The sequence below is a fragment of the Amycolatopsis sp. NPDC049253 genome (assembly GCF_040678995.1).
Lineage (GTDB): Bacteria > Actinomycetota > Actinomycetes > Mycobacteriales > Pseudonocardiaceae > Amycolatopsis.
In genome coordinates this window covers 252,307-265,885 of the sequence record NZ_JBFAQX010000009.1, presented here as the reverse complement: position 1 = coordinate 265,885, position 13,579 = coordinate 252,307, and the positions used below count along the sequence as shown (strand labels likewise).

Genomic DNA, 13,579 nt, shown 5'->3' with positions numbered 1-13,579 from the left:
AGGTGATCGAGACCGGTGAGGACTACCGCGACGCCGTGCTTTCCGGACAGTGGTGGGAAAAGCGTCAGTTCGCGGGCTGCGACTTCACCGAGGCCGACCTGCGTGACCTGCGCACGCGGGGCTGCACGTTCGACAACTGCGACTTCACCAAGGCCGACCTCGCCGGCTCGCGCCACGACGCCTCGGCCTTCCGCAGCTGCACCTTCGACCGCGCGGTGCTCGCCGACAGCCGGTGGTCCTCGTGCTCGCTGCTCGGTTCGTCCTTTGTGGACTGCCGATTCCTCGGCATCGCGCTCACGGAGTGCGACCTGTCGCTGGCTTCCCTCGCCCACGGCCGGCTGCGCAAGCTGCACCTGTCCGGCCTGCGCATGCGCGAGGTCAACCTCACCGAGGCCGACCTCACCGACACCGACCTGCGCGACTCCGACCTCACCGGCGCCCGCCTCCTCGGCGCCAAGCTCTCCGGCGCCGACCTGCGCGGCACCCGGCTCGACGCCAACGCGCTCGTGCAGGCCGACCTGCGCGGCGCCTACGTCGACGTCGACACGGCCATCGGGTTCGCCGCCGCGCACGGCCTCATCGTCAAGTAGAACCGGGCACGAACGAGCCGCCGGCGCTGGCCGCCTGCCCGGAGCCGGGACATGATGGTCGGGTGCAACCCGACGACGTGATCCAGGCCTACCAGGCGTTCTTCGCAGGCGAGCGGCGTCCCCTCGACGTCGTCGGCTTCTTCCGCGAGGTGGCCGCCAGCGTGCCCGCGTACCGGAAGTTCCTCGCGGACGCCGAGGTGGACCCCGAAACCGTCCGGAGTGAGGACGACTTCCGGCGGCTCCCGCTGACGTCGAAGGCCACCTACCAGAGCCGGTACCCGCTGCCCGAGCTCTGCCGCGGCGGCCGGCTCGACACGTGCGACATGATCGCCGTCTCGTCGGGTTCGTCAGGCACCCCGACGATCTGGCCGCGGTCCCTGGCCGACGAGCTGCACGTCGCCGAGCGCTTCGAACAGGTCTTCCGCACGTTCGAAGCCGACACCCGCAGCACGCTCGCCGTCGTCTGCTTCCCGCTGGGCACGTGGGTCGGTGGCCTGTTCACGACCGCGTGCGTGCGGCACCTGGCCGCCAAGGGTTTCCCGATCACCACCGTCGCGCCGGGCAACAACAAGGCCGAGATCCTGCGCGTGCTGCCGGAGCTGGCGCCGCACTTCGAGCAGGTCGTGCTGCTGGGCTACCCGCCGTTCGTCAAGGACGTGGTCGACAGCGGCACCGGCTGGGCCGAACACGCGATCAAGATGGTGTTCGCGGGCGAGGTGTTCAGCGAGGAGTGGCGCGACCTCGTCGCCGCACGCGCGGGCGTCGCCGATCCCGTGACGGACATGGTTTCCCTCTACGGCACCGCCGACGCCGGCGTGCTCGGCACCGAAACCCCGACGTCCGTGTCGATCCGCCGTTTCCTCGCGGGACGGCCGGAGCTCGCCCGCGAGCTCTTCGGCGAATCCCGCCTGCCGACGCTCGTCCAGTACGACCCCGCCAGCCGTTTCTTCGAGGCCGACAACGGAACCCTGCTCTTCTCCGGTGACAACGGCGTGCCCCTGATCCGCTACCACATCGCCGACGAAGGCGGCGTCCTCTCCCATGCCGAACTGCTGGAGTTCTGCTCCCGCAACGGTTTCACGCCCGCCGACGGCCCGGACCTGCCGTTCGTCTACCTCTTCGGCCGCTCGCTGTTCACGGTGTCGTTCTTCGGTGCCAACATCTACCCGGAGAACGTGACCGTCGGCCTCGAACAGCCCGAAGTCAGCGGCTGGGTCACCGGCAAGTTCGTGCTCGAGACCTACGAGGACGCCGACCGCGACCGCCGACTGCGGATCACCGTGGAGCTGGCGCCGGGCCGCGACGGCGACGCCGCGCTGCTCGCCACCTCGATCCGCGACCAGCTCCTGCGCCTCAACAGCGAGTTCGCCCACTACGTGCCCGCCGAACGGCAGCTGCCCGAGGTCGTCCTGCGGCCCGCCGGCGATCCCGGGTACTTCCCGGTCGGCGTCAAGCACCGCTACACCCGCGGCACGTGAAAGGGGCGGGACCCGCAGGCCCCGCCCCTTCTCACCAAAACACCTCAGTCGATCGGCGGTTCGCCCGGCTCCAGCTCGAGCAGATCGCCCTCGGCCAGCAGTTCCTCGATCGACGCGGGCAGCAGGTACGCCGAACCCCCGCCGGGCTGGTTGAACCACGGGATCGCGACACCGGCGAGCGTCTCGAGCGGACGCTGCACGCGGTACACGTGGTACGGCCGGTTCACCCACTCCGGCACCAGCGAACGCTCCTCGAACGGCGTCCCCGCGGCGTAGGTCAGGTTGCCGCTCGGGCCGCCGAAGCGGTCGAGCTCGCTGCCCGCGGGCAGTTCGCGCATTTCCTTGCCGCGGAACAACGTCAGCGGCGGCTCACCCGACAGCGGCCCGATCGGCCACTGGTTGTTGCCACCGCCACCGGCGGCCGCGCGCGGCGCGCCGTTGGCCCGCGCCGCCTCTTCCCGACGCGGCGGTGCGACGGGCGCACCCGGTCCACCGGGACCGGCCGGGCCACCGAGACCAGGACCGCCAGGCCCACCCGGTCCGCCGACGGGACCACCCGGCGGCACCCCGGGCCCGGGCGGCAGGCCCAGCCCGCCACCCACCGGGGGCGCGGGCGGCGTCGGCGGCTCCCGGCGCTGCTGCAGCGGCTGAACCGGCGGCGTCACCTGCGTTGGCGGCTGCGGGGGCGGGGGCGGCGGGACCTGTCGCTGCGGCGGCTCTTCGGCCTCGGGCTCGTCGCCCAGCAACTCCTCGGCCGACGTGAACGCCGTCTGCTCCTGCGGCGGCACGGCCTCGCGCGGGCGCACCGGGAACGACCCCGTGGCGACCTCCGGCGAAAGCGTCGCCACCACCGGCGGCTTCGGCGCTTCGGCCACGGGCTCCGCCGGCGGCGCGGGCGGCTGCTCCTCGGCGGGCTCGTGGCCGTCGGGGTGCAGCAGGACCTTGCCGAGCATGAACGCGGCGGCGTCGTCGGAGTCGCCGAACACGGCCGGGTTGATCAGCTCGCCGTCGTACCAGCCGACGCGCCAGCCCTCGTCGACCTGCTCCACGGTCCAGCCGCGCTCGGTCGGCGTGCCCAGCTGATAGGCGGCGTCCGGCACGTCCAGCTCGTCGAGGCGCGTCTGCAGCTTCGCCAGCGCGGGCTCGGCCGGCAGCTCGCGGCGCGGCCGCCTCGGCGGCTGCTGGGCCGGCCGCTGCGGAGCCTGCGGTTCGGCGGCCGGCTCCGGCCGGGCGGCGGCGCGCGGCGGCGCGGGCATCTCGGGCACCGGCAGGACACCCGGCACACCCTCGTCGGGAGTGATCATCGCGGTCGGCGGGCCCGAGTCGAAGTCCGGTTGCCGGCCGGCGGGGGCGCCACCGTCGCGCGGCTGGTCGCCGTACTGGCCTTCGCCGTACTGGGACTCGCCGTAGTTCTCGTCGTCCTCGTACTGCTCGTCCTGGTACTGGCCCGCCTGGTCGTACTGGCCGTCTTCGAAGTGCGGGCCGTTCTCGAAGGTCTGCGTGTTCTCGAGCGGCTGGCCACCCTCGAACGACTGCGCGTCCTCGAACGGTTCGGCGTCTTCGTACTGCTCGGCGTCTTCGTACTGCGCGGTGTCTTGGTACTGCTCCTGGCCGCGGTCGGCCGGGGCGTACAGCGCGGTGTGCTGCTCGGCCGGCTCTTCGTGATGCGAAGGTTCATCGGTGTGGGTGAACAGCACCGGCTCTTCCTCGAGCGGCTGCTCGACCGGGGCGGCGTCGACCGGCGCGTAGAGCGCGGTCTGCTCGGCGTCCTCCTCCGGAGGGGCGGAGTTCGGGTCGACGGGCGCGTACATCGCCGTGCGCTGCTGCTCTTCGTGCGGCGGAGGTGCCGCGTTGGGGTCCACCGGCGCGTACAGCGCGGTCCGCTCCGCCACCGGCGTCGGGTTGTCGGCCCCGGCGCCGTTCGGCTGCGACCCCGCGTTCGACCCGGCGCCGTTGGACGCCTGGTCGTGGGCGGGTTCGAAGTCCGCGTGCTGCTGGTCGTCGAAGTGGTCGTCGCCGGCGAAGCGGTCGCCGAACTCGTCGTAGTGCTCGTCCTGGTACTGCTCGTTCTCGAAACCAGGCCCTTCGTCGTGCTGCGGGCCGGACCCGTCGAAGACCTGCTCGAACGGCGGTTCGGCCGGCGCCTCCGGCTCGGCGGGCGGCGTGTGCACGGCGAGCGGCACGTCGACCGGCGCGGGCGGAGCGGCCTCGGGAGCCGGGGCCGGCGGCGCCTGGGCGGCCGGGGGAGCGGGCGGCATCGGCGGCTGCTGCGGCTGTTGCGGGTGCTGCTGTTGCGGCGGCGGGCCCGGACGCTGCTGCTGGCTGCCCCGCGTCAGGTAGGCGGCGGCGCCCTGCAGCGCGCCTTCGTCGACCTGCGGCAGCTGGAAGCCGTTGGACCGGATGTGCTCCACCAGGTCGGGCTCGGGCGATACGCCGTATTGCCGCAGGTAGAAGTTCACGGCCGCGGGCCAGATCCACTGGCCGTCGCTGTGGAAGGCCACGGGCACGGTCGCCTCGGGCGTCTGCGCGAGGCGGTCGATGTCGTAGCCGCGGTCCTGCACCACCACGGGCGCGTGGTCGAGGTAGTCGAGCAGGCGGTCCTGCTCGGCGACGTCGAGGTCGGGCCGGTTGATCACCGGACGCCCGGCGGGGCCGATCGTGTCGAAGATCCGCGCGATGCGGAAGTGCGGTCCGGGCTGCTCCGGGCCGAGGCCGGACAGACGCCGGATCAGCCACTCCGGCACGTTCTCCTCCGTACGGGGGAACATGCGCAGCTCGTCCTGGTACGCCTGGGGCGGCGGCGCGAGGTGCCACGTGGGCTCCTCGCGGTTGTACTCGAGGTTGTAGCTGGACGGGTGGTCGAGCTGGTAGCGCGCGTTGAACCACGTGCCGCGGCCGTCGCGGTACATGCCCGCGCGGAGCCGCCCGAACAGCGTCGCGATGTCGTGGGTGGCGACCCACTCCTGCCCGGTGCCGTCTTCGGTGCGGATCTCGCCCGTCAGCTCGTGGTACCTGCCGACGGCCCGGTACTCGACCGTGACCTTTCGCCAGTCGCGCGGTGCTGCGCGCAGCAGGGCGAGCCCGATCTGCTTGACCAGTGTGTCCTGCTCGGTCGCGTTCAGCTGCGTCGTCGGTTGTGCCACGGGAACATTTTGACTGTTCGCGCGCGCGAACGCACCCCGCATAGGTCTTTTGCCACTCAGGGGCGGTCTGACCTCGGTCGACGCACGATGCTCAAGATCACACACCCGTGCGGGCTGGGTCTGGGCTCCGGCGTTGGGGTGACGACGAGTCTACGTCCGGTGGCCCTGCGCGTCCGGCTGCGACGCGCAGGCCGATCGGGTGGTGCGGCGAGCACGCTGCGTGTGCACCCCGGGCGAGGTCCGGGCGCGGGCGGTGCTTTGCGAGAATGGTCACCGTGACGGCGAAGATTCTGGACGGCAAGGCCACGAAGGACGCCATTTTCGCGGAGCTGCGCCCGCGGGTGGCCGCACTCGCCGAGCGGGGCATCGTCCCCGGGCTGGGCACGGTGCTGGTCGGCGACGACCCGGGCTCGCACTCGTACGTGAAGATGAAGCACGCGGACAGCGCGAAGATCGGTGTCAACTCGATCCGCCGCGACCTGCCCGCCGACATCTCGCAGGAGAAGCTCGAGGCCGTCATCGACGACCTCAACGCCGACCCGGCGTGCCACGGCTACCTCGTGCAGCTGCCCCTGCCCAAGCACCTCGACGCCAACCGCGTCCTCGAGCGCATCGACCCGGACAAGGACGCCGACGGCCTGGCCCCCACCAGCCTCGGCCGTCTGGTCCTCGGCCAGCGCGGCCCGCTGCCGTGCACGCCGTACGGGATCATCGAGCTGCTCCGCCGCCACGGCGTGGTGCTGGACGGCGCCAACGTGACCGTGGTCGGCCGCGGCATCACCGTCGGCCGCACGTTGGGCCTGCTGCTCACGCGCCGCAGCGAGAACTCCACCGTGACGCTCTGCCACACCGGCACGCGAGACCTCGCCGCCGAGGTCCGCCGCGCCGACATCGTCATCGCCGCAGCCGGTGTCCCCGGCATCATCAAGCCGGACATGGTGGCCCCCGGCGCGGCCGTGCTGGACGTGGGCGTCTCCCACGTCGACGGCAAGCTCACGGGCGACGTGGACCCGGGCGTGGCGGAGGTCGCGGGCTGGCTCTCGCCGAACCCCGGCGGCGTCGGCCCCATGACCCGCGCAATGCTGCTGTCGAACGTCGTCGAAGCCGCCGAGCGCACGGCCGCGAGCCGGTGACCATGACCGCCGACCGGCCCCACACGAAACGGTCGTGGACCGTTCACGTGCCGTTCGGGCTGGTCATGCTGCTGCTGCTCGCCGCGGCGCTGCGAATCCTGCAGTACCACTGGCGCGAGGGGGCGGTGCTGGTCGGCGCCGCGCTGCTCGTGGGCGGGCTGCTGCGGCTGCTCTTGCCGGAGGACCGCGTGGGGCTGCTGGCGATCCGCGGCAAGGTCGTGGACGTCGTCACGTACGCGGCTCTGTGCGCCGCGGTGCTGTACATCGCCTTCACGATCACCGGCGGTCCGTTCGACGCCACGTCCTGAGGCCTGCAAACGACAGCGGCCCCGCACCGGGTAGGTGCGGGGCCGCTGTGTTTTCGGCTCTGGTCCGGGTCACGAAGCCAGAGCGAGCTCCCGTTGCTCGGCCGCGCGGGCGTCGCGCCGGTCGAGCGTGCCGGAGACGGCGGCGATCGACAGCCCGAGCACGGCCAGCGTCGCGCCGACCCAGTTGGGCGCCACCAGCCCGAGGCCGCCGGCGATCACGAGTCCGCCGAGGTACGCGCCGATCGAGTTCGCGATGTTGAACGCCGACTGCACGGCCGCCGAAACCAGCGACGGAGTGCCGCCGGCCTTCTGCATGATCCGCGTCTGCATCATCGGGCCGATCATGAAGCCCGCGACACCGACGAAGAAGATCGTGATCGCCGCGCCGACCTTCGACTGGGCCGTGAGCGTGAAGATCCCCAGCACCACGGCCAGCGACAGCATCGCCGCGTACAGCGAAGGCATCAGCGCCCGGTCCGCGAGCCGGCCGCCGAGGTAGTTGCCGACGGTCATCCCGACACCCGCCAGCGACAGCAGCAGCGTCACGTCCGCGGGCGAGTAGCCGGCGACGTCGGTGAGCATCGGCGCGATGTAGGACAGGCACGCGAACACCCCGCCGAGGCCGAACGTCACGATCGCGAGCGCCAGCCACACCTGCGGCCGCCGGAACGCGCCCAGCTCACCGCGCAGCGTCGCCTCGGCCGGCCGGCCCTGGTGCGGCACCAGCTTGGCGATCGCGGCCATGGCGAACAGGCCGATCACCGCGACCACCCCGAACGTCGCCCGCCAGCCCACCTGCTGGCCCAGCAATGTCCCGAGCGGTACGCCGACGACGTTCGCCAGCGTCAGCCCCATGAACATCATCGACACGGCCTTCGCGCGGTCGCCCGGCTTCACCAGGCTCGACGCGACGACAGCGCCGGCGCCGAAGAACGCGCCGTGCGGCAGGCCGGCCAGGAAGCGGAACGCGATGCCGAAACCCTGGTTCGGCGAAAGCGCGAACAGGGCGTTGCCCAGCGTGAACAGGCCCATCATCGCGAGCAGCATGGTCTTGCGCGGCAGCCGCACGGCCACCGCGGTCAGCAGCGGGGCGCCGATCACGACGCCGAGCGCGTAGGCGGAGATGAAGTAGCCGGCGGTGGGGATGTCGATGTGGAAGTCCGCGGCGGCCTGGGGCAGCACACCCATCATCACGAACTCGGTGGTCCCGATGCCGAAGGCACCGATGGCGAGCGCGAGCAACGCGACGGGCACGGCTCTCCTTTCGTGAGAAATCGATTACTCAGCCCGGGGCGACCCCGTTCTGAAGCGCTTTAGACGAAGGGCAAAAAACAAGACAGCCGTGTGCGGCCCCGACGCCGTCGTGCTGTCTGCAACCCAGTTCAACCGATGGGGTAGGGGTTTGTCATCCCGGTATCCGGGTGAGGCTCTTCACTCAACGCGACCGTCAGCGGCGCGCGGCGAGCACTCCGTCCAGAAGACCCGGGAAGAGCTCGTCAAGATCGTTGCGGCGCAAGGAGTTGAACCGCGTCGTGCCGTCCTGGCGGCCGGCGATCACGCCCGCGGTGCGCAGGATGCCCAGGTGGTGCGTGAGTGTGGACTTGGTCACCGGCACCTCGAGCCCGCCGCACGACACCTCGGCCTCCGACCGGGCCAGCTGGCGCACGATCGCCAGGCGCACGGGGTCGGCGAGCGCGCGCAGCACCGCCTCGACGGTCATCTCGTCGCGCTCGGGGTGGACGAGCGGAGTCAGGTGCGTGGTGGCGGCCATGCGTCCATAGTACGACGTTCCTCGAAATTGTCAGGCCGGCGGTGTACGGTCGTCATCGAACTACGACGTTCGTCGAACCAATCCCGTTCACCTCTTGGGGGCACCTTCATGTCCAGCGTCTCCACCACCGGGAGCTCGCGGAACGCCGTGCTGGCGTTCGGAGCCTTCGGGGTCGGCACCAGCGGCTACATCGTCGCCGGACTGCTGCCTTCCCTCGTCTCGGAGCTGCACGTGTCGGCCACCGCCGCCGCGCAGCTCGTCACGTCGTTCGCCATCGCGTACGCGATCGGCTCGCCGTTGTTCGCCGCCGTCACCGGGCGCTGGGAGCGCCGGACGCTCCTCGTGGCCGCGCTCGTCGTCACCGGTCTCGGCAACCTGTTCGCCGCGGTCGCGCCGGGGTACACCACGCTGCTTCTCGCGCGGGTTGTCACGGCCGTTGGTGCTGCCGTCTTCACCCCGGCCGCCAGCGCGGTGGCCGCGGAGCTGACCACGCCCGAACGCCGCGGCCGCGCCGTCGCGATGGTGTTCGGCGGGCTCACGGTCGCGTTGATCTTCGGGGTGCCGCTCGGCAGCCTGGTTTCGCAGCAGTGGGACTACCAGGCCGCGTTCCTGCTCGTCGGTGTGCTGTCGCTGGCCGGCGCGGTCGCCGTGCGGCTCGTGCTGCCGCGGGTCGCTCCGCCGCCCGCGGTGCGGCTGGCCGAGCGCTTCGCGGTGGCGCGCGACAAGCGCGTGGTCGCGCTGCTCGTCACCACGGTGCTGGCGTGCCTCGGCGCGTTCATGGTCTACACGCTCTCGTCGCCCCTGCTCGCCGCGACGGCGGGTGTCACCGGCGGCACCGTCACCGTGCTGTTGTTCTGCTACGGCATCGGCGGTGCCCTGGGCAACTACCTCGGCGGCCGCGCGGCCGACCGGTGGGGCGCGCGCGTGCCGGTGCTCCTGGTGCTGGGCGCGATGACCGTCGTGCTGGCCCTGCTGCCGTTCACCTCGGTGACGGTGGCCGGCGCGGGCGTGACGTTCTTCGTGTGGGGCACGATCACGTGGGCGATCAACCCGCCGATGCAGCACCGGCTCATCGAGCTGTCGCCCGGGCACGCCGGGCTGGCCCTCTCGCTCAACGCGTCGGCGATCTACCTCGGCGTCGGGCTCTCCGGCATCGTCGGCGGCGCGGTGCTGACGTCCGCCGGGCCGACGGTGCTGCCGGAGATCGCCGCGGTGCTGAGCGCCGTCGCGATCGCGGTGATGGTGTTCTTCTGGGAGACCCGCCGCACTCGTCGCGTGGCGGCCCGGGAAGAGGTGGCCGTCGGCTAGTCCGTGAGGACCTCGCAGTCGGGCCCGGGGTACAGCAGTGCCTCGTGCCCGTCGGCGAACCGGACGACGTACGGCGGCGAGCCGTCCGGGCCGCGCACCTCGAGGATCTCGGCGCGCTGCTCGGCGGCCCCCACCGTGCGGCCGTGGACCTGGATCTCGTCTCCTACCGTCGCGTGCATGGGGTTTCACCTCCGGGGTTCAGGGTAGGAGCGCCTCGCGGCCGCGTACAGGGCAGTTGTGAAAAGCTGGCGGTGTGGCTGAGGTTCTGGACGTGGCCCACGGGTTGGGCGGTGAGCTCGTGCTCCGCCGTGAAGGCGCGGCGCTCGAGGTGATCGAGAACGGTGTGTTCCTGATGGACACCCGAAACGGGGAATCCGAACGGCTTCTGGTGACCGGGGCCGCCGACCTGCTCGCGCCGGGCGCCCGCGTGCTCATCGGCGGGCTGGGGGTGGGTTTTTCATTGCGGGCGGCGCTGGATCACCCGCACGTCGGGTCGGTTGTGGTGGTGGAGCGCGAGCCGGCGGTGATCGCGTGGAACCGCGCGGGCCCGCTGCGTGACGTGCACGGTGCGGCGCTGGACGATCACCGGGTGTCCTTGGTTGAGACGGATCTGGTTTCGTGGCTGCGTTCTTCGGGGGAAACCTTCGACGCTCTCTGCCTCGACATCGACAACGGTCCCGAGTGGACGGTGACGGAGGGCAACGCCTCGTTGTACGGCGAGTCCGGAGTGGACGGTCTGGCCCGCCTGCTGCGCCCGGGCGGCGTCCTGGCGGTCTGGAGTGCCGGCGCTTCTCCTGCGTTCACGGACCGGTTGCGAGGGCGCTTCGCCGACGTACGCGTGGTCGAGGTCCCGGTACCGCGCGGGGAACCGGACGTGCTGTGGTTCGCCCGTTGCTGAGCGCGGCCGTCGCGGAGAATGCGGCCTGGTGTGACGTCTTCTGCCGCATCAGCGGCGTTTCCGGCGTCTTCGGCCCGCACGCGTGGACGGCGCCCGCGCCCACGCCGCAGTTCTACCCCGACGCGGTCACCTTGTCGCCCGACGCCACCGCCGCCGACATCTTGCCCTTCGTGGACGCGTCGGCCGGCTGCTCCGTGAAGGACAGCTTCGCCTCCCTCGACCTGCCGGGCTTCGAGGTGCTGTTTTCCGCGACCTGGTTGCACTTCCCGGTGCTGTCCTCGTCGGGGTGGCCCGCGGCTGCGTCGCCGGACCCGTCCTTCGTCCACCTCGGCGGCCCGACCGTCGCCCACCGCGGCCCGGCCGCGGTCGGCCTGTGGAACTTCACCGGCGACGACTGGGCCGGCGCGGTCGCCGGCGCCGCCGCCGCGTTCCCGGGCCTGCCGATCGTCGGCTACGAACACGGCGACGAGCTGGCCTCGGCGCTGGCGTACGGCGCCACCCCGCTCGGGGAGCTGCGCGTCTGGGTCGCGACCTGCCAAAATGGACCGCATGACGCGTGAAGTGCACCTGAGCGGCGACGCCGAGGCCGACAAGCTGCTGAGCGAAGACCCGGTCGCGCTGCTCGTCGGCATGCTCCTCGACCAGCAGATCTCCATGGAGGTCGCCTTCCTCGGCCCGCGCAAGATCGCCGACCGCATGGGCGGCTTCGACGTGCGGCGCATCGCGGAGGCCGACACGGAGGAGTTCGTCGAGAAGTGCGTCACGCCCCCCGCGATCCACCGCTACGGCGGATCCATGGCGCGCCGGGTGCAGGCGTTGTGCCAGTTCCTCGTGGAGCACTACGACGGCAACGCCGAGGCGATCTGGACCGAGGGGCGACCCAAGCCCGACGGCGCTGAGGTACTGAAGCGGCTGAAGGCGCTGCCGGGGTATGGGGAGCAGAAGGCGAAGATTTTTCTCGCGCTGTTGGGGAAACAGTATGGGGTGCAGCCGAAGGGGTGGCGCGAGGCGGCCGGTGCGTATGGGGATCGTGGGTCGCGGCGGTCTATTGCCGATGTGGTGAATGCCAAGACGTTGGCGGAGGTTCGGGCGTTCAAGAAGGCTGCGAAGGCTGAGGCGGCTGGGAAGAAGTAGTTCGGTTTGCTGGGGTTTGGGGTTTGGGGTGTGTGGTCGCCTGGTGGGTACGTGGGCGCGCTTCATGAGCTTGGGGTGTCTGTTCTGTGATATCTGACGGGGTGGTGATCCGTCGCTTGTCTTTTGTTTTCTGTATTTGAAAAGAGTGCCCTTTGGGCGAAAAGACAAAGCGGAAGTGCTCCCCGAAGCCCGATTGTCACGACGGTTCGGGCCGCCTGTCAAGGCGGGAAAGAGTACCTTGACAGGCGGCCCGAACCGCGTTGTGGCTTCTCGTCGGGGAGTGGCCGGGGGAAGGGTCGGGGGAGGGTTTGGGGGAGCTTGGGGCGGGTTGCCGGAGGCCTGTTTGGCGAGGCAAGGGCGGCGGTGGGGTTGGGCGGGGCTTGGGGTTGGTTGCCGGCTGGCTGTGTGGTGGGGGCAAGGGCGGCGGCGGGGCTTGGTGGGGCTTGGGGTTAGTTGTCGGCCGTCTTTAGTGGGGCCAGGGGTGCTGGGCCGGACCTCGGTGAAAGTGCCCCGCTGAGTGGCATCCGTCCAACGGCGGATTTTCGTGGTGGGTGGGCGTTGGAAGGATCTTCGCGTGGCTGCGAATCGGCAGCGTTTAGGGGAGGGAATTCGATATGCGCCGTGTTCTGTTCGTTGTTGGGGTTGCGGTCGCGGTTGCCGGGGTGGGGGCGACGTCCGCGAGTGCCGCGCCGGTTGGTGAGTTCGCGTATGCGGCGGAGGCCGGGGCTACGCCGTTGAGTGGTTCGGCGAGATGGGTGGCGCCGGCTGACGAGGTCGGGGTGTGGGAGTCCGGCGGGGCCGTCAAGGTCGACGCGTCGTCGGCCGACGGGTGGGACTGGGCGCGCGTGGAGCTCAGTGCGCCGGCGGGGGAGCAGTTGCACGAAGGCACGTATGTCGGTGCGCGGCATCGTGGTCAGGCGGATCCGCAGCTCGATTCGCCGGGCTTCTTCGTTGCGCGCGGAACCCGGAGTGGTGCGCTCGGGTGCATCGACGACCAGGCCGACTTCACCATTTCCCAGCTGACCCGCGCCGGTGACGGCAGCATCGTCGATCTGGAGGCCACGTTCGTCGAGCGGTGCGGTGGGCCGGACGCTCCCGCGGCCACCGGTGAGGTGCACTTCCACGGCTGACGCCGAAACGGCTCGGCGGCCGCCGCGGGGGTGGCCGCCGAGCCGGTCGGGCCGGCCCTTTTAACGAACTGCCCGCACCGCGAACACCAACCGGTCCCGTCCGCCGATGTCGGCCCGCACCGTCTGCGCCGTCGCGGAGTGGAAGCCCGCGTCCGTGGCCAGGGCCGCGGCTTCGGCCTCCGAGCCGGGAATCCGCAGGTCGTGGGCCATCACCTCCGACATCGAGCCGCACGGGTTGAACCGGGCTGACGAAGAGATGCTGAACGCCACCACCCCGCCCGGCCGCAGGACGCGTACCCAGTCGGTCAACGCGGTCGCCCCCAGGAAGTGCAAGGCCGAAGCGCACACCACGGCATCGGCGGCACCGTCGGCGAAAGGCAGTGGCACAGCCGGCCCCACCTGCCACGAGATCACCCTGGCCGGGTCCAGCTCGGGGGCCTTCGCGCGGGCCAGCGCGACCATGCCCTCGGAGATGTCCACCCCCACGACCGAACCAGGCGACAGCCGCAGCGAAGCGAACGCCGCGGCGCCCGTTCCGGTGGCCGCGTCGAGCAGCAAACCGGGGCGGGAAGGCAGGAAAGAGATCAAGGTATCCGCCACCAGCGGGTGGAAGAGATCGTCGTCGTACTCGGCGGCCATTTCGTCGAAGATTGAGCTCACGAAGGTCAACGGTAGTGGCGCTGACC

14 protein-coding genes are annotated in these 13,579 nt (G+C 71.2%); 9 read left to right on the top strand and 5 right to left on the bottom strand.

Translation table 11 applies throughout. The features are described 5' to 3' along the window. Window positions 1-2 precede the first annotated feature (2 nt). Both AB0K15_RS22745 and AB0K15_RS22740 read left to right on the top strand, forming a co-directional pair. A complete protein-coding gene (locus AB0K15_RS22745) occupies window positions 3-590 on the top strand; it encodes a pentapeptide repeat-containing protein (RefSeq protein ID WP_364053662.1) in 588 nt (195 codons plus the stop codon). Window positions 591-652: 62 nt separating this feature from the next. Beyond that, window positions 653-2,068 carry a phenylacetate--CoA ligase family protein gene (locus AB0K15_RS22740; protein WP_364053659.1) on the top strand — a complete coding sequence of 472 codons (1,416 nt, stop codon included), beginning with the start codon at window positions 653-655 and terminating at the stop codon, window positions 2,066-2,068. Window positions 2,069-2,112: 44 nt separating this feature from the next. On the opposite strand, the gene AB0K15_RS22735 is transcribed toward AB0K15_RS22740, so the two are convergent. Then, complete coding sequence (locus AB0K15_RS22735; protein WP_364053656.1) at window positions 2,113-5,211, bottom strand: glycohydrolase toxin TNT-related protein; 3,099 nt, start codon at window positions 5,209-5,211, stop codon at window positions 2,113-2,115. A gap of 275 nt (window positions 5,212-5,486) precedes the next feature. Here AB0K15_RS22735 and AB0K15_RS22730 point away from each other — a divergent pair, with 275 nt between their 5' ends. Both AB0K15_RS22730 and AB0K15_RS22725 read left to right on the top strand, forming a co-directional pair. Further along, complete coding sequence (locus AB0K15_RS22730; RefSeq protein ID WP_364053653.1) at window positions 5,487-6,344, top strand: bifunctional methylenetetrahydrofolate dehydrogenase/methenyltetrahydrofolate cyclohydrolase; 858 nt, start codon at window positions 5,487-5,489, stop codon at window positions 6,342-6,344. A gap of 2 nt (window positions 6,345-6,346) precedes the next feature. After that, on the top strand, window positions 6,347-6,652 hold the full coding sequence (locus AB0K15_RS22725; protein WP_364053650.1) for a DUF3017 domain-containing protein: 306 nt from the start codon (window positions 6,347-6,349) through the stop codon (window positions 6,650-6,652). A gap of 69 nt (window positions 6,653-6,721) precedes the next feature. On the opposite strand, the gene AB0K15_RS22720 is transcribed toward AB0K15_RS22725, so the two are convergent. Together AB0K15_RS22720 and AB0K15_RS22715 are read right to left on the bottom strand one after the other, a co-directional pair. Beyond that, on the bottom strand, window positions 6,722-7,906 hold the full coding sequence (locus AB0K15_RS22720; protein ID WP_364053647.1) for an MFS transporter: 1,185 nt from the start codon (window positions 7,904-7,906) through the stop codon (window positions 6,722-6,724). A 193-nt stretch (window positions 7,907-8,099) separates the two neighbouring features. Then, window positions 8,100-8,423 (bottom strand): metalloregulator ArsR/SmtB family transcription factor, encoded by a 324-nt coding sequence (locus tag AB0K15_RS22715; RefSeq protein ID WP_364053644.1) that lies wholly within the window; start codon window positions 8,421-8,423, stop codon window positions 8,100-8,102. Between the two features lie 108 nt (window positions 8,424-8,531). On the opposite strand from AB0K15_RS22715, the gene AB0K15_RS22710 reads away from it, so the two are divergent. Beyond that, window positions 8,532-9,731 (top strand): MFS transporter, encoded by a 1,200-nt coding sequence (locus AB0K15_RS22710; RefSeq protein WP_364053641.1) that lies wholly within the window; start codon window positions 8,532-8,534, stop codon window positions 9,729-9,731. Here AB0K15_RS22710 and AB0K15_RS22705 read toward each other — a convergent pair. After that, window positions 9,728-9,910, bottom strand: coding sequence for a DUF1918 domain-containing protein (locus AB0K15_RS22705; RefSeq protein WP_364053638.1), 183 nt, complete (start codon window positions 9,908-9,910; stop codon window positions 9,728-9,730). The two genes, AB0K15_RS22710 and AB0K15_RS22705, sit on opposite strands and share 4 nt — an antisense overlap. A 74-nt stretch (window positions 9,911-9,984) precedes the next feature. Here AB0K15_RS22705 and AB0K15_RS22700 point away from each other — a divergent pair, with 74 nt between their 5' ends. The 4 genes from AB0K15_RS22700 to AB0K15_RS22685 all read left to right on the top strand — a co-directional run bounded on the left by AB0K15_RS22700 (window position 9,985) and on the right by AB0K15_RS22685 (window position 12,893). Next, window positions 9,985-10,629, top strand: a complete 645-nt coding sequence (locus tag AB0K15_RS22700) for a spermidine synthase (RefSeq protein ID WP_364053635.1) — start codon at window positions 9,985-9,987, stop codon at window positions 10,627-10,629. Beyond that, window positions 10,611-11,189 (top strand): hypothetical protein, encoded by a 579-nt coding sequence (locus tag AB0K15_RS22695; protein WP_364053632.1) that lies wholly within the window; start codon window positions 10,611-10,613, stop codon window positions 11,187-11,189. Before AB0K15_RS22700 ends, AB0K15_RS22695 begins: the two co-directional genes overlap by 19 nt. Further along, complete coding sequence (locus tag AB0K15_RS22690; RefSeq protein WP_364053629.1) at window positions 11,179-11,763, top strand: HhH-GPD-type base excision DNA repair protein; 585 nt, start codon at window positions 11,179-11,181, stop codon at window positions 11,761-11,763. Before AB0K15_RS22695 ends, AB0K15_RS22690 begins: the two co-directional genes overlap by 11 nt. A 614-nt stretch (window positions 11,764-12,377) precedes the next feature. Beyond that, window positions 12,378-12,893 carry a hypothetical protein gene (locus AB0K15_RS22685; protein WP_364053626.1) on the top strand — a complete coding sequence of 172 codons (516 nt, stop codon included), beginning with the start codon at window positions 12,378-12,380 and terminating at the stop codon, window positions 12,891-12,893. Window positions 12,894-12,953: 60 nt separating this feature from the next. Here AB0K15_RS22685 and AB0K15_RS22680 read toward each other — a convergent pair whose 3' ends face one another. Continuing rightward, a complete protein-coding gene (locus tag AB0K15_RS22680; RefSeq protein WP_364053623.1) occupies window positions 12,954-13,553 on the bottom strand; it encodes a class I SAM-dependent methyltransferase in 600 nt (199 codons plus the stop codon). Between the last annotated feature and the right edge of the window lie 26 nt (window positions 13,554-13,579).